Source organism: Caballeronia mineralivorans PML1(12) (assembly GCF_001028175.1).
GTDB classification, from domain to species: Bacteria; Pseudomonadota; Gammaproteobacteria; order Burkholderiales; family Burkholderiaceae; genus Caballeronia; species Caballeronia mineralivorans.
This window is the reverse complement of record NZ_AEJF01000127.1, coordinates 1-14,197: the sequence shown is the minus strand read 5'-3', so window position 1 is coordinate 14,197 and position 14,197 is coordinate 1. Positions and strand designations below refer to the sequence as shown.

Sequence of the window (14,197 nt, the reverse complement as noted above, 5' to 3'; positions counted from 1 at the left end):
GAGCGAAGCAGTCGCACCAATGTCCATGCGGCAGTCTGGATCTGTCACCCCGCCGCTTCAAAAATCTCCCGAACCCATTGCGCGAAGACCCGAACCCGCGCCGATAACTGCCGGTTCTGCGGATACAAAACCGAAACCGGCATGGGAGGCGGTGAAAACGCATTCAGCACGACCTTCAATTTCCCCGCCGATATCTCCCCCATCACCCGATACCGAGGCACCTGCACCATTCCCAATCCCGCCACCGCCGACCCCGTGTACAAATCCGCGCCCGTAACCGACACCACAGCCGCAAGCTGCATCTCGACCACCCGGCCATCGACGGTAAATTCCATAGGCAAGATCCTCCCCGATCCACTCGATAGATAGTTCACCGCCCGATGCGCACCCAGCGCCTCGAGCGTCTCAGGTTCACCGAATCGCTCCAGATAAGCGGGACTCGCGACCGTGACCTGTTCCATCAATGCGACGCGGCGCCCGACCATCGAAGAATCCTGGAGCGTGCCCGCCCGCAGCACGCAGTCGATCCCCTCGCGCACCAGATCCACCAGCCGGTCGTCCTCGCCAATCTGCAATTCAATGTCCGGATACTGCGCGATGAACTCAGGCAGCGCCGGCACCACGAAATGCTTCGCAAGCGTCCCCTGCAAATTCACGCGCAGCAGACCCTTCGGCGCGACATTGCGAAACGAACCCTCCGCTTCCTCCATATCCGCAATCAGCCGCACGCAGCGCCGGTAAAAAGCCTCGCCGTCGTGCGTCAGGCGCACCGTGCGCGTCGTGCGCTCTAGCAGCCGCGTTCCAAGCCGCTCCTCCATGCGCTTCAAAAGATTGGTCACCGTGGCGCGCGGTATCTGCAAATCGTCCGCAGCTTGCGTGAAGCTGCTGCGCTCGGCGATACGAATAAACACCTGCATTTCCTGAAACCGGTCCATGGGCAACTCGCGAGCTCTGATTATTAAAGAAAATGGAACTATATTACCAAATCGAGGCTAATTATCAATCGACGTGAATGATCAATACTTCATTCCACGCACTCACCACCCAAAGGAGCGAATCATGAACACAGTCAAGAACAGCCAGGTAGCCATCGTCACGGGCGCATCGCGGGGTATCGGTGCAGCAGTGGCGCGGCGTCTCGCCAACGACGGTTTTGCCGTGGCCATCAACTACGCATCGAGCTCGAAGGAAGCCGACGCGCTCGTCGCGGAACTCGCCGCGCAGGGGACGAAGGCCATCGCGATCAAGGCCGACGTAGCGAACGCCGATGAAGTCCGCGCCATGTTCGAGGCGACCGAACAGCAGCTCGGCAAGATCGACGTGCTGGTGAATAACGCGGGCGTGCTGAAGACAGTCCCGCTCGCCGATACCTCCGACGCGCTCTACGACCAGACCTTCGGCATCAACGTCCGCGGCACCTTCAACACGCTGCGCGAAGCGGCGGCGCGGATGAACGACGGCGGCAGGATCGTGAATTTCTCGAGCACCACGCTTGCCCTGAACATGCCCGGCTACGCCGTCTACAACGCGACGAAAGCGGCAGTTGAGGCGTTCACCCATGTGTTCGCGAAGGAACTGCGCGGCCGCGGCATCACGGTGAACGCCGTTGCGCCGGGTCCGATCGCGACGTCGCTGTTCCTCGATGGCAAGACCGAAGAACAGATCCAGACCTTCGCCAAAATGCCGCCGCTGCAACGCCTCGGCCAGCCCGATGACATCGCTTCGGTCGTGTCCTTCCTCGCCGGTCCGGATGCGGGCTGGGTCAACGGACAGATCCTGCGCGCCAATGGCGGTATCGCTTAAGAACACAAAAACGTTAGCTTATCTAAACGATTGGAGAGTCATCATGAAATCAGTCATTTTGGTAACGGGCGCAGGCACGGGTATCGGCAAGTTGAGCGCGCAGGCCCTGGCGGAAGCGGGGCACATTGTGTACGCGACCATGCGCGATGTCGAAGGCCGCAATCGTGGTCGTGCCGACGAATTGCGGGCATTGTCGGCGGAGAAGGGCATCGCGTTGATTCCACTGGAACTCGACGTCCTCTCGCAGGATTCCGCCGATTCCGCCGCCGCAACGATCATCCGCGAGCAGGGCAGGATCGACGTGGTGATGCAGAACGCGGGACATCTGGTGGTCGGCCCGTCGGAAGCGTTCACGCCGGAAGAAATGATGAAGGTTTTCGACACCAATCTGTTCGGCGCGCAACGCGTCAACCGTGCAGTGTTGCCTTATATGCGCAAGCAGGAATCCGGGCTCGTCTTGTGGATCAGCAGCACGACGACCAAGGGCGGTTTTCCTCCGTTCATGGGCCCTTACGGCGCGGCGAAGGCAGCCATGGATTCGCTCGCCGTCACGCTCTCTTATGAACTTGCACGCTTCGGCGTGGAGACATCGATTGTCGTGCCGGGTGCGTTCACCAGCGGCACCGATCACTTCCCGAGCGCAGGCAAACCGGCAGACACGGCGACGGCCGCGGCCTATGCCCGATACGACGGCGTGATGGACCAGATCGGCGAGCGTTTGACCGCACTGACACCGGCTGACGCCGATCCTAAAGCCGTCGCGGATGAAGTGGTCCGTATCGTCGGGCTGGAAAAGGGCACGCGTCCGATGCGCTCGGTGATCGATTTTGTCGGCGATGGCGCGGCGCAGGTGCTGGCGGTATCGGAGCGAGTGCGGATCGAATTCGCGCAGCGCATCGGCATGGGCGATCTGCTTGAAGCGAAGGTGCCGCGATGATGTATGCCGGGCGTATCGTTCGCGACGCCTGGCTTAGCCTTCTTATGCTGACCGCCGCGTGCGGTCAGCAGGGCTACGCGGAACAGGAGGGCAAGACCATGAAAGCATCGACGACGTATTTGTATTTGCTCAGGAAGACGCCGTTTTTTACGGGTCTCGATACGGAGCAGCTGCGCTGGACCATCGACCATTCTCGCGAGTGGGAAGCGCAGGCGGATACGGTTGTGGCGAATTGCGCGGCGGCCGATAAGAGCGATGATTTCTGGATCTTGCTCGATGGCCGCTGGCAGGTGGAGCACGATGGCCACTCGTACCAGGCCGGTCATGCCGACTCGGGCAAGTGGTTCAGCGCTTCGGAGACGCCGGGGAGCTGCCGGTTGGTCACGACGGAACACAGCTACGTGATGAAAATCACGCGTGCTGATATGAACGACATGCTGAGTCGTGGATTCGCTTTTGAGTCGCACCTGGAGCAGGGGCGTGCTTATTACCGGACGGTATTTACGGCGGCCGCGGCGGGATATTGACCCCCCTAAACCCGAAACACCGCCACCGCGACATCCAGCTGCGCAGCCTGCTGCTCAAGCGACGCCGCCGCAGCCGCAGCTTCCTCCACCAGCGCCGCGTTCTGCTGCGTTACTTCATCCATTTGTGCGACCGCGCGATTGATCTGTTCGATCCCGCCGGTCTGCTCGTTCGATGCCGCGCTGATCTCGCTAATAATGTCCGACACGCGCTTCACCGCCGCGACCACTTCGCTCATTGTCTGGCCCGCTTGCCCCGCGAGCGCATTCCCCGCCTGCACCTTGTCAGCCGATGCATTGATCAATTCCTTGATCTCTTTCGCAGCCGCCGCGCTGCGTTGCGCGAGGCTGCGCACCTCACCCGCGACCACGGCGAAACCGCGCCCTTCCTCACCCGCCCGCGCGGCTTCCACTGCCGCGTTCAGCGCGAGGATATTCGTCTGGAACGCAATCCCCTCGATCACGCCAATGATGTCCGCAATGCGCGTGGAACTCGTCGCGATGTCGTCCATCGTATGAACGACCTTGCCCACGACCGCGCCGCCGCGCACAGCAGTCGCGGATGCATCGACGGCCAGCTCGCTCGCTTGCCGCGCGTTGTCGGCGTTCTGGCGGACGGTCGCCGTCAACTGCTCCATGCTCGATGCCGTTTGCTGCAACGAAGCCGCTTGCTCCTCCGTGCGCTGCGACAAATCGATATTACCCGCCGCGATCTCACGCGCGCCGTGCGAGATTGCGCCCGTGCCGCCGCGCACCTGCTGCACCGTCCCGACAAGACCCTGCTGCATCTTCCCAAGCGCCGCGAACAAGCGGCCCATTTCGTTGTTGCGCGAGGCATCGATGCTCGCCGTCAGATCGCCCGCGGCAATCTGTTCGAAGTGATGGATCGCCGATTCAATCGGCTTCATTACCGCCGCGCTCAACGCACCACGCGCGATGAAACCAAACACCAGCGCTAACGCCGCGACGATCACCGCCGCCGTCGCCATCGTGTGGAACTGCGCTTGAGCTTGCGCATAACGGTCTTGCTGATGCGCGATCTGGAACGCTTCCAGCGCGGACATCGCGTGGTCATAGGTGGCGTATAAACCATCCGCCGTCTGTACCTGGAGCGTGCGGAACGTCGAGAAATCGTTTTGCGCGAGTGCATCGAATTCAAGGTTGAGCGCCTTCGCGATCAGTGCGTCGCGCGCCGCTTTTGCCGCTTGCACGAGCGGCTCTTCCAGCGGATCGCGGGGCTTGGCGAGATAGGCATCGAACTCGGCATCGCTTGCCTTGAGCGTCTTGCGCGCGTTGGGCAGCAGGTCATCGCCGGCCTTGCCGAGCATGAACAGCGTCTCGAAGCTTCCGAGCGCGAGACGCACTTGCAGCAAGCGCTGCGAACTCGTCTTGAGATGCGTGATGGCGACGGTATCGGTTGCGACCATCTGCTCAAGCGCCTGATTACTCTGGCGCAGGCACGCAGCGGCTGCAAGCAGCACCGCCACGAGCGCGAGCGTATAACCGGCGATGGTAATCGTGAGTCCGCGACGAATCGTGAAGTTCTTGAGCATGGTCTTGATCGCGGGCGAACGCGGCACGCGTGGTTTTCCTCGGTTGAGTCTTCGGCGTCGTTTAGTTTTCTTGAATAAACAGCGGGCGCTACCGGTCTGTGCTCAGGCGACTCATGCTGATTGCCTTAATTACCAGACCGGACGATATGGCTCGTTGCGCGATTCTCACGCATGTCACGCGATGGCGACATTGGGAAATGTGCGCCTTCAGATTTTGCGTGTTCGTGCCGATAAGCGGGGGATGCTGCGCGGCGATGGTTTTTAGTCGAATGACCGCTAGCTTCAATTCCCGCTAGGCGCCGATTTTATAAGGGCGCGTCATGACCTCTAACAGATGGCCGTCGGGGTCGTCGAAATACACGCCCCGGCCACCGTTGTGACCATACGTTTCACCGGCGCGCTGTTTGCCTGGGTCGGCCCAGTACGGGAGCCCCCAGTCACGAATCCGGGCGAAGACCTGATCGAATTCGTCTTCGCCGATCAGAAACGCGTAATGCTGCATGGAAATCGGGTCTTCGCTGTTGAGGAAGTCTAGCGAGACGCCATTGGCGAGCTGAACGACGAGCATCTGCCCGAACTCGACAGGGCTTGGCAAGTCCAGGATGTCCATGAGGAAGCGCGTCGACTTCTGCTTGTCGCGACACCAGACAATAGTGTGGTTTAGCTGGACACTCATGGCGCGACTCCTTACGGGCTATTCTCTTTTCGGGAAGACGGGCTCTCGTCTCGCCCTAGCTACACCATAGCCGACGCTTACCGGCATTCAAGCGAAATGTAACCATGACCACCCGCTGATGGGCCACTTGCCGGCGATGATTACAATAGCTGGCCACCATCGGTTGCGCAGCCCGGCACTACACCGGCACCACACCAAATGGAGAAAAATAGATGAAGCGGCCCGAATTCATTAAGCACTGGACAGAGCTGGAGGCGTCAGAGGCGAGACACTATCCCGGAGATACGGAGTTGATGGCGTTCGGCGCTCCATTGGCGCGTAAGCTCGGTATCAGTCGCATTGGTATTCACCACAATCGCCTGCCGCCAGGCAGCCGGACTTCTTACCCACATGCGGAAAGTGCCGAGGAGGAGTTCGTATTCGTTCTCGAAGGCAAGCCCGACGTTTGGATCGATGGGAACCTTTATTCGTTAGTCGAGGGTGACTCCGTCGCGTTTCCGGCAGGAACCGGAATTTGCCACACGTTTATTAATAACACTGAGCACGACGTTCGGCTGCTGGTCATCGGCGAAGTCGAAAAAGCAGAGAATCGCATTCGATATCCGATGAACGAAACGTACGAGCTCACCCGTGCCGACCGCTGGGTGGATTGGCCACATCGTCCACTCGGCCCGCATGATGGCAAGCCGGATGGCAATAGCGGGCATGGCGATGAAGATTAAGCGAGGGGGATCGGCGCGCTGACCAGCGGCTACTGCCGGAATTTGCATCGGCATCAATACGATCCCGATCAGTTCGACCGTGTCGCGAACGCGTAGCCGTTCTTGCCGTTTCGTTTCACCTGGTACATCGTTTCGTCGGCCACGGCGACGAGATGATGGTAATCCTCGACGGGATCGGGAAAGCTCGCAATGCCGATGCTGGCCCGGACAAAACCGACTCCCATCTGCTCGTCCGTCTGAACCACGCAGGCGATCAGACGCTGCGCAATAGCTTCCAGTTCAGCGTTCGTTGAAAACTCGCGAACCAGCACGACGAACTCGTCGCCGCCGAAGCGCGCGACCACGTCGACTACACGCACTGTTTGACGAAAGCGCCTGGAAACGGCGATCAGGAATTTATCGCCGATGTGATGCCCGAGCGAGTCGTTGACCTGTTTGAATCCGTCCAGATCGACATAAAGGACGGCAATTTTTCGGCGCTTCGAATTCCCCTCCGACCCCGCTACCGTTTCCGCCAGCGTGGCAAACAATTTCCGTCTGTTTGGCAGGCCGGTCATTGCGTCGTGCAGCGCTGCATGCTCGAACTTGTGCGACTCGCCCGCCAATTGGCGGGTGCGCTTGGCATACATCCCCAGGGCGGTGATCAGCGCGCCGAAGACCAACGCCGACAACACGATCAAGGTGTGCGCCACACGGGTAATACGCGTGCGTGCATCGACACTGTCGCGATTACGCTGGGCACGCCAGTACACCGATTCCACGGCGAGCAACGCGTCTGTATCGTCGAGATTTGCATCGGGCGATAACGCGGATTGAGGGATGCGCGGTGCCGCCGACGGGCTCGAGTTCACCAGGGCGGCGAGTGACGCGAGACGGGCAGCGAGATCGGCGCGTGCACGTCGATAACCTTCCGATTGTTGCGATTGGGTGTTGCTGTTATCGGCTTGTTGTTGCCAGAGGCGGACCAGGCTGCGAGCACTTTCCGCTCGTTCAATTCCTTCGAGAACAAGGCCGCTGTATTCCTGCTTCAGCTGGTCCGAGAAGATCGTCTTGATTTGCAACGCCAGGAACAGGAGACCGATCAGCAGGCAAAGGAAGGATGCGCTGGCGATCGTAGCCGGGCCCGGCCTGAAGCGCATACCGAGGACAGGTCCCACTCCGCTGCTCACGGACGGGAGTAAATATCTCGCTGGCCTTCGGTGCCACGCTGCCGGTAGCTCACGCGATGAAAAAATGAACCGACGCGGGTGAACAGGCCGCTATTCGACTTGGCGCGCGACGTCGGACGGTGGCGATCCAGGTTTGCAGAACAACTTGCTCGATCTGGGCGCGTTGTGGCCAGTTTTGGTGCAGCGACATCGCGAGAAGGCGCTGCGCGGCGGTCAAACTGGGTAGAAAAAACGGGCGCGTTCAGGTCGACACTGGAAACGGCGGCCCCGGGAGGAGTCGATGAGGATAAGTCACCATAACCGGACGAAGACGTTGGTTGCGCCGCCGATGTGGATGCGGTGATCCAGAGCGTCTGTCGCGCGTTCTCCATGGCTTCGGCGTAGGCACGCTGATCCTGGTTGAACCAAACGCCATACGCGACCGTCCCGACCACTCCGACTGCCAGTGCACTTGCCGACGCAACCCAAAGCGCGAGACGTCCGAACCGCACAGGCGTAGCGGCAGGCGCTGGATTAACGTCGAGGTTGAAATCTGCATCGGGACGATCTGCGTCCGATTGCGACTCGGTATGTTTGGACATCGCAACATTCTCCGGCCTTTCGTCTGAAATTTCGACGAAATTTGTTCGTACGATTGGGCTGCAATTTGGTGGATAGTTTTTGGAAGAATTTACCCCGCTCATCGGGGAGCAGCAATCTGGCAATACAGCAGTTAATGTGCCCGTACCGGGTAGCGCAGGAGTTGTCGGCCGCAACGCGAATCTGGTGACGCACGCGTTCATATGCCGAGATCGTCCGGATGCAGTCGCCCAGGCAGTCGACATCGCACGTCCGGGTGGGCACACTGTAGGACTTTTCTAACGGGAGTAAACGGTGAATCCAAAACAGCCAGTTGATATTGCACGGATTCTGCTCGTGATCGTCATCCTGTCTGCGTTGATGGTCGGCAGCCTCTATATCCTGCGGCCGTTCCTTCCCGGGCTCATCTGGGCGACCACCATCGTGGTCGCTACCTGGCCGGTGATGCTGGCGGTTCAACGCCGCTGCGGCAATCGCCGATGGCTGGCCACCGCAGTGATGCTGATTATCCTGCTGGTTGTGATCGTGCTGCCGCTCTATGAAGCCATCTCGACATTGGCTCTCCATGGGAGCGACATCATGGCGGCCATCAAGGGCCTGCCTAGCTATGCGCTGCCGCCGCCGCCCGGCTGGGTCGGCGCTATTCCGCTAGCCGGCCAGCGCGCCGCGCAAGAATGGCAGACGTTGTCGGACGCCGGGCCGGGCGGCCTGCTGGCGAAGCTGGAGCCGTATGTGACGATCGTTGCACGCTGGATGCTCGGTCATGCGGCGCTCGTGGGGGTGTTCGTGATGCACATGTTCGTCACGATCATTATCTCGGGCATTCTCTATAGCCAAGGTGAAGCAGCGGCCCGATTCGTTGCACGCTTCGCAACCCGGCTCGCCGGCGAGCGCGGCGCGGGAACCATCAAGCTGGCGGGACTGGCGATTCGCGCGGTCGCGCTCGGGATTGTCGTGACGGCAGTGGTGCAGTCCGCGCTGGGCGGGATCGGCCTGTGGATAGCGGGTGTCCCCGCGGCCGGAATACTGACCGCGCTGATGCTCATGTTGTGCCTGGCCCAGATCGGCCCCATGCTGCCCTTACTCGGCGGCGTCGCGTGGCTCTTCTGGCATGGCGCAACCATAGCCGCGATTCTGTTGCTGATCTGGTCGGTGGTGGTCGCCATGCTCGACAGTTTGCTGCGGCCAGTCTTGATCAGGCGTGGGGTGAACCTCTCGATGCTTTTGATCCTGTCCGGTGTGTTGGGCGGGCTGTTTGCGTTCGGGATCGTCGGCCTTTTCATCGGCCCCGTGATTCTGGCGGTGACGTCGACGCTGTTGGAGGCGTGGATCGACGAGCCTTCGCCGGTACAGCAAATCGATGCTACATAGGGCAGTCGCGTTGCGACGCCCAGGAATCCGAAGGACGTTCAGTGGTCTTCGTCGAGGTAAGGGGAACGTTTCGGTGACTTGAATGGGGGCGCGAGGCGGCGAGTCTCCATCTAAAAGCGGCAACGCCCGTTCCGCGCCCTGTCTGGCCGAGCTTGAATATAGGGGCGCGAACGCCTCCGCCGCCCCTACACTCGCTTGTGCATTCCCTTGATCCATGTCAATCTATTTCGCGTTCGCCGCGCGATATTTACAGTCGCCAAAGCGGCGACCAATGCCACGCGAGCCCTCCGTTTCCACGGTTAAAAAAGGAAGAAAAAGCCGTCCGGCGCGGCTGCCGTTTCATTCAGGTGCTTCATTAATAGACGGAGTCAGCCATGTCTATTTTCGCCATTGATGGTGTTCGTTGGACCAATGATCGCGTCACCCACGTACGTTGGGGCAACGTCGATGAATTGACGGCCATCTGGACGTCAATCCCCAAAGTCGTGGATGTGGACCGCGTGGTGAAAGCCCTGGAGAAGGGAGAACAGGTCCGGACGGTGTTCAAGCTCGGTGGTCGAAGCTATCTGGGTCCTCAGGTGAGTTCCATCCCTTACGCTAACGGCCATATCGGAATCGAAACCTCCTTTGAAGAGGGTCGGATTGAAAAAACGTTGGAAGATCTGCCAAACGTTTAATCGAAACAACTCACTTCATTCCATTCCATTCGGCAGCGGCGCTGGGAGCACGCTTGGCGTGTCGCGCCAATTGCGCTTGGCCAAGTGCCCGTTGAGTTCACTCGTCGAGGAACGGCTGTTCCAGCCTTAGATCACTTGAAGTTGAGGAAAGCGCGGTTGTCTGGATGCAAGACCGGCGACATCATTGCTCACCACCAAGAAGACTGCGCAGCATACGTTCCGGGTTGGCCAGGAATGACCGCATGACCTGGAAGTGCTCGGTCTCTTCATAGCTGACGCGCGTTATGCCATCGGTCGCGAACTGATATATCCACGCGTCCGGATACGCCATCAGAATAGGCGAGTGAGTTGCGATGATGAACTGCGACTCATCGAGCGCCAGGTCATGAAGCCTTGCAAGTGCGGCGAGTTGCCGTTGTGGCGATAACGCAGCTTCGGGTTCGTCGAGGAGATAAAGACCCTTGCCGCCGAAGCGGTTCATGAGCAGCGCCAGAAACGATTTACCATGTGATTGCTCGTGCAAGGAGTGTCCGCCGTAGGAAGGGAGGATCGGAGGACCGAGCGACGGTTCAGCGTCAAGGTTCTCGATCTCGGTGGCCACGTTGAAGAAGCTCTCTGCACGGAGAAAGAATCCGTCCTTGGGCCGCCTGACTCCTTTAGCAATCCGCAGGTATTCGTCGAGCACGGAGTGTGAAGCTCGGGTACCGAAGTTAAAATTCTTCGTGCCGCCTTCCGGGTTGAACCCCATCGAGACGGCAATGGCCTCCAGGAGCGTCGATTTTCCGGAGCCATTCTCGCCGACGAAAAATGTCATCTTCGGATGCAGTTCCAGCGTTTCCAGCGATCGGACAGCAGACAGTGAAAACGGATAACGGTCGAATGACTCGACCTTGTCGCGCTGCAAACTGATCCGGCTGATGTACTGGGTAGAAATCATGATGTAAGCGTCACGCCTTCGCGGACATCGCCCATGGCGCGATGGAGTTGGAGCGCATCGAATGGATATTCTGGAAAGCCGCCCCTGCCGCCGCTTTGATGAAGCGCTATCTTAACCCGATGAAGAATCGCGGAATGAGGCAACGGAATCGGCATGCGTACTCGTCCAGACATTCGCGATCGCAGTAATCGCAAGTCTTCACATGTCCATGACGGCGGCGCGCTGCCTGAAGGTGAAGCGAAGCGCCAAAGCAGCAAGCCGGCAAGCCAAAGCGCTCAGGTCACCCCTGCACGCGCCAGCCGAGTCCCAGGCTCTTCTGCAACGACACAAAATCCTTCAGCAATTCAGCTTGTCCCGCAACCACGTTCTGTTGCGCGCTGAACTGCGTGCGCTGTGTATCGAGCAAGTCGATCAGGCTCGACGCACCCGCGGTATAACGTTGACGCATCAACGTAGCCGAGCGGTCCGCCGACGCCTGCACCTGCTGGAGCGTGGCGAGATGTTCACGCTGATGTCCATAACGCGACAGCGAAGTATTCGCGTCCTGCAACGCGGCGAGTACCGTATGCGCGTATTTCGCATCGGCCTCGTCACGCGACGCCTCGGCGCTGTGAACGCTTGAAAGGGTGCGGCCGAAGTCGAGCACATTCCACTGCAGATAAGGCGCGCCGATCCAACTGAAATTGCTCTTGCGCAAAAGATGACCCGGGTTGGCGGCGGTATAGCCTATGTCGCCGAACAAGGTCACCTTCGGGAAAAAGTCAGCCTTGTGTTCGCCGATCTGGGCATTGCTGGAAGCCAGCCGCCGTTCAGCCGCGCGAATATCGGGCCGTTGCTGCAACATCGAAGCAGGGTCGCCGACCGGCACGGACGCGGGCAAGGCCGGTATGGGCCGCAACGCCGACAGCTCCTGATCGAGCGCGCCCGGAGCCTGGCCCGTCAACACCGCAAGCTGGTCGAGCGACGCCTCCACTTGTTCGTCGAGCGGCGTCAGCGTCGCGCGCGTGTTTTCGACCTGCGTGGTCAGGCGCTCGACATCGACATCCGCCGCCGTGCCGTGTGCGCGTCGCTGCTGGGTCAACGTGAGCATCCGCTGCTCGATTTCCGCCGAGCGTTGCGCGAGCGTCAGGCGCTGCTGCTCGTCACGCAGATCGACATAAGCCTGCGCGACTTCCGCCGCGAGCGACACTTGCGTGTCGGCGAGATCGGCGTCGACCGCATCCGCTTCCGCGGTTGCGGCTTCGACGGCGCGTCGCGTACCGCCGAACAGATCGATCTCCCACGTTGCATCGAAGCCTGCTGTGTAGAGCTGAAGCGGCCCTCCACCGGACGATGACAACGCACTGACATTAGGCTGACGCATGCGCAACGCGGCAGCGTCGACAGAGCCCTTCGGCATGCCGTTCGCTTTCTGATTCTGCAATTGCGCGCGTGACTCACGCAGACGCGCCTGCGCGGCATGAATGTCCGGGTTGTGCGCGAGCGCGGCGTCGATCAGCGTGTTCAACTGCGGATCATTAAGTGCAAGCCACCATTGATTCGGCGCGCGTGTCGACACGACGCCAACCGCGGGCGCGCGCACGAAGTTCGCAGCACGTGCTGCGTCGGGCGCCACCTGCGGCGCGCCGGCGTAGTCGGGGCCGACCGTGCAAGCCGAGATGGCGCAGACGGACGCCAGCAGCGTAAGAAATAGAGGAGCAGAAGGGCGAGAGAACATCGTAGATTTCGTAAGAGCCGTCAATGGCCTGCGGACGGCGCAACGGGGCCGCGCGGAGTCTTCAGAAGGAGCGCCAGCGGCACGCAGGCAAGCAGGGCGATACCGAGCAGATAGAAGGTTTCGGAGTAGGTGATGACGGTTGCCTGCATATGGATCTGCGCCGCAATCTGCCCGAGCGCACGCATCTTGGAGTAGGCCATGTCGCCGGTTTGCGCGAACCAGTTCGCGGCGCTCGACGTCAGGCGCTCCTGGCCCACCAGTGAATTGGCCGTCAGCGATTCGCGGATCATCGCGGTATGAAACGTGGTGCGCCGGTCGATCACGGTCCCGATGATCGCTAGCCCGACCGAGCCGCCGAGATTGCGGGCCATGTTGTAGAGACCCGCCGCATCGCCGGAATCTTCGCGCGAGACCGCGGCCATCGACGCCTGGTTCAAGGGCATGAGTGCAAGGATTTGCGCAAAGCCGCGAATCAGTTGGGACCAGAAGAAGTCGTGCCCGACACTCTGCGCAGTCAGGTCGATATCGAGCATGCAGCTCCACGCAAACAACACCAGTCCTGTGATCACGAGCATGCGAAAGTCGAGCTTGCCGAGAATACGCGGCAGCACCGGCATGATCAGGAAGGCCGGCACACCCGATATCAGCATGATGGCGCCCGACTGCTGGGCGTTGTACCCCGACACCAGGCCGAGGAACTGCGGCAGCAGATACGACACACCATACAGTCCGGCCCCGACAGCAAACACAATGACAATGACGCTTGCATAACGCGGGTTGCGCAGCAGGTTCAGACGCATGATCGGCTTCTTCGCGATGAACTGCGAAATGGCGATCAACACCATGCCGGCAAGCGACACGCACGTCAGCGAGACGATCATGCTGGACTCGAACCAGCGTTCACGCTGGCCTTCTTCGAGCACCACAGTGAGGGAGCTCAGGCCAATCGTGAGGCCGACAATGCCGACCCAGTCAGCTTTGAAAAAGGCCTCCCAGTGAGGCCGGTCCGAGGGCAGCCCGACGATCAGCAACGTGATCAATGCAATACATACGGGGAGGTTGATAAAGAAGCACCACGACCAGCTGATGTTCTCTGCCAGCCATCCGCCCAGCACCGGTCCCAGCAACGGCCCGAGCAACACGATCAGCCCGAACATCGTCATGCCGACGGGCATCTGCGAGCGCGGCAGGCGGGTGCGGATGATGGTCTGCGCCGTCGGGATCATGGCGCCGCCGGCAAAGCCTTGGCCGATGCGTCCGGCGATCATCATGGGCAAGCTGTGCGACCATCCGCACATCATCGAGAACAGGATGAAAAGCGTGGCATTGGCGAGCAGGAAATTACGCAGGCCGAACACCCGTGTGAGCCATGCGGCGAGCGGGATCATCACGATCTCGGACATCAGGTAGCCGGTCGAGATCCACGTACCCTCGGTCCCGGTCGCGCCGATCTCGCCCTGGATCTGCGGCAAGGCCGAGTTCGTGATCGAGATATCGAGCGTGGCCATCAGCGCACCCAGCGAGCCGGCGGC

General features: G+C 60.4%; 14 protein-coding genes. 6 read left to right on the top strand and 8 right to left on the bottom strand.

All coding sequences use genetic code 11. The features are described 5' to 3' along the window. Window positions 1-44: 44 nt before the first annotated feature. Window positions 45-935, bottom strand: a complete 891-nt coding sequence (locus EOS_RS20510; RefSeq protein ID WP_047848528.1) for a LysR family transcriptional regulator — start codon at window positions 933-935, stop codon at window positions 45-47. A 124-nt stretch (window positions 936-1,059) separates the two neighbouring features. Here EOS_RS20510 and EOS_RS20505 point away from each other — a divergent pair, with 124 nt between their 5' ends. Genes EOS_RS20505 through EOS_RS20495 form a run of 3 tightly spaced genes read left to right on the top strand, consistent with a single transcriptional unit; the run spans window position 1,060 to window position 3,267 of the window. Next, window positions 1,060-1,803, top strand: coding sequence for an SDR family oxidoreductase (locus tag EOS_RS20505; protein ID WP_047848527.1), 744 nt, complete (start codon window positions 1,060-1,062; stop codon window positions 1,801-1,803). Window positions 1,804-1,846: 43 nt separating this feature from the next. Next, window positions 1,847-2,740 (top strand): SDR family oxidoreductase, encoded by an 894-nt coding sequence (locus tag EOS_RS20500; protein WP_047848526.1) that lies wholly within the window; start codon window positions 1,847-1,849, stop codon window positions 2,738-2,740. Continuing rightward, the gene (locus EOS_RS20495) at window positions 2,737-3,267 is read left to right on the top strand and encodes a cyclic nucleotide-binding domain-containing protein (protein WP_087881978.1); all 531 of its coding nucleotides are present in this window, start codon (window positions 2,737-2,739) and stop codon (window positions 3,265-3,267) included. The genes EOS_RS20500 and EOS_RS20495 overlap by 4 nt, the downstream gene beginning before the upstream one ends. 5 nt (window positions 3,268-3,272) lie before the next feature. Here the strand turns inward: EOS_RS20495 and EOS_RS20490 are convergent, their stop codons facing one another. Beyond that, on the bottom strand, window positions 3,273-4,817 hold the full coding sequence (locus EOS_RS20490; protein ID WP_047848576.1) for a methyl-accepting chemotaxis protein: 1,545 nt from the start codon (window positions 4,815-4,817) through the stop codon (window positions 3,273-3,275). Window positions 4,818-5,109: 292 nt separating this feature from the next. Then, on the bottom strand, window positions 5,110-5,493 hold the full coding sequence (locus tag EOS_RS20485) for a VOC family protein (RefSeq protein WP_047848525.1): 384 nt from the start codon (window positions 5,491-5,493) through the stop codon (window positions 5,110-5,112). Between the two features lie 212 nt (window positions 5,494-5,705). Between EOS_RS20485 and EOS_RS20480 the strand changes: the two genes are divergently transcribed. Continuing rightward, window positions 5,706-6,215 carry a cupin domain-containing protein gene (locus EOS_RS20480; RefSeq protein ID WP_047848524.1) on the top strand — a complete coding sequence of 170 codons (510 nt, stop codon included), beginning with the start codon at window positions 5,706-5,708 and terminating at the stop codon, window positions 6,213-6,215. Window positions 6,216-6,283: 68 nt separating this feature from the next. Here EOS_RS20480 and EOS_RS20475 read toward each other — a convergent pair whose 3' ends face one another. Together EOS_RS20475 and EOS_RS20470 are read right to left on the bottom strand one after the other, a co-directional pair. Then, entirely contained in the window at window positions 6,284-7,372 is a 1,089-nt protein-coding gene (locus EOS_RS20475; RefSeq protein ID WP_407639165.1) for a diguanylate cyclase, read from the bottom strand. 8 nt (window positions 7,373-7,380) lie between these two features. Next, window positions 7,381-8,067, bottom strand: coding sequence for a hypothetical protein (locus EOS_RS20470; RefSeq protein ID WP_235442895.1), 687 nt, complete (start codon window positions 8,065-8,067; stop codon window positions 7,381-7,383). A gap of 190 nt (window positions 8,068-8,257) precedes the next feature. Here EOS_RS20470 and ydiK point away from each other — a divergent pair, with 190 nt between their 5' ends. After that, window positions 8,258-9,334 (top strand): AI-2E family transporter YdiK, encoded by a 1,077-nt coding sequence (gene ydiK, locus EOS_RS20465; RefSeq protein ID WP_047848521.1) that lies wholly within the window; start codon window positions 8,258-8,260, stop codon window positions 9,332-9,334. Window positions 9,335-9,708: 374 nt separating this feature from the next. After that, entirely contained in the window at window positions 9,709-10,011 is a 303-nt protein-coding gene (locus EOS_RS20460; protein ID WP_047848520.1) for a hypothetical protein, read from the top strand. A 181-nt stretch (window positions 10,012-10,192) separates the two neighbouring features. Here EOS_RS20460 and EOS_RS20455 read toward each other — a convergent pair whose 3' ends face one another. The 3 genes from EOS_RS20455 to EOS_RS20445 form a co-directional block, all read right to left on the bottom strand. Continuing rightward, window positions 10,193-10,948 (bottom strand): AAA family ATPase, encoded by a 756-nt coding sequence (locus EOS_RS20455; protein WP_047848519.1) that lies wholly within the window; start codon window positions 10,946-10,948, stop codon window positions 10,193-10,195. A gap of 280 nt (window positions 10,949-11,228) precedes the next feature. Beyond that, the gene (locus EOS_RS20450) at window positions 11,229-12,665 is read right to left on the bottom strand and encodes an efflux transporter outer membrane subunit (RefSeq protein WP_047848518.1); all 1,437 of its coding nucleotides are present in this window, start codon (window positions 12,663-12,665) and stop codon (window positions 11,229-11,231) included. A 20-nt stretch (window positions 12,666-12,685) separates the two neighbouring features. After that, window positions 12,686-14,197, bottom strand: a 1,512-nt coding sequence (locus tag EOS_RS20445) for an MDR family MFS transporter (RefSeq protein WP_047848517.1), incomplete at its 5' end; no start/stop codon positions are given.

Coding starts and splice junctions, on each gene's coding strand:
- EOS_RS20510 (WP_047848528.1), bottom strand. CDS start 935: ATGGACCGGTTTCAGGAAATGCAGGTGTTTATTCGTATCGCCGAGCGC.
- EOS_RS20490 (WP_047848576.1), bottom strand. CDS start 4,817: ATGCTCAAGAACTTCACGATTCGTCGCGGACTCACGATTACCATCGCC.
- EOS_RS20505 (WP_047848527.1), top strand. CDS start 1,060: ATGAACACAGTCAAGAACAGCCAGGTAGCCATCGTCACGGGCGCATCG.
- EOS_RS20460 (WP_047848520.1), top strand. CDS start 9,709: ATGTCTATTTTCGCCATTGATGGTGTTCGTTGGACCAATGATCGCGTC.
- EOS_RS20455 (WP_047848519.1), bottom strand. CDS start 10,948: ATGATTTCTACCCAGTACATCAGCCGGATCAGTTTGCAGCGCGACAAG.
- EOS_RS20485 (WP_047848525.1), bottom strand. CDS start 5,493: ATGAGTGTCCAGCTAAACCACACTATTGTCTGGTGTCGCGACAAGCAG.
- EOS_RS20500 (WP_047848526.1), top strand. CDS start 1,847: ATGAAATCAGTCATTTTGGTAACGGGCGCAGGCACGGGTATCGGCAAG.
- EOS_RS20450 (WP_047848518.1), bottom strand. CDS start 12,665: ATGTTCTCTCGCCCTTCTGCTCCTCTATTTCTTACGCTGCTGGCGTCC.
- EOS_RS20480 (WP_047848524.1), top strand. CDS start 5,706: ATGAAGCGGCCCGAATTCATTAAGCACTGGACAGAGCTGGAGGCGTCA.
- EOS_RS20470 (WP_235442895.1), bottom strand. CDS start 8,067: ATGAGCGGGGTAAATTCTTCCAAAAACTATCCACCAAATTGCAGCCCA.
- EOS_RS20495 (WP_087881978.1), top strand. CDS start 2,737: ATGATGTATGCCGGGCGTATCGTTCGCGACGCCTGGCTTAGCCTTCTT.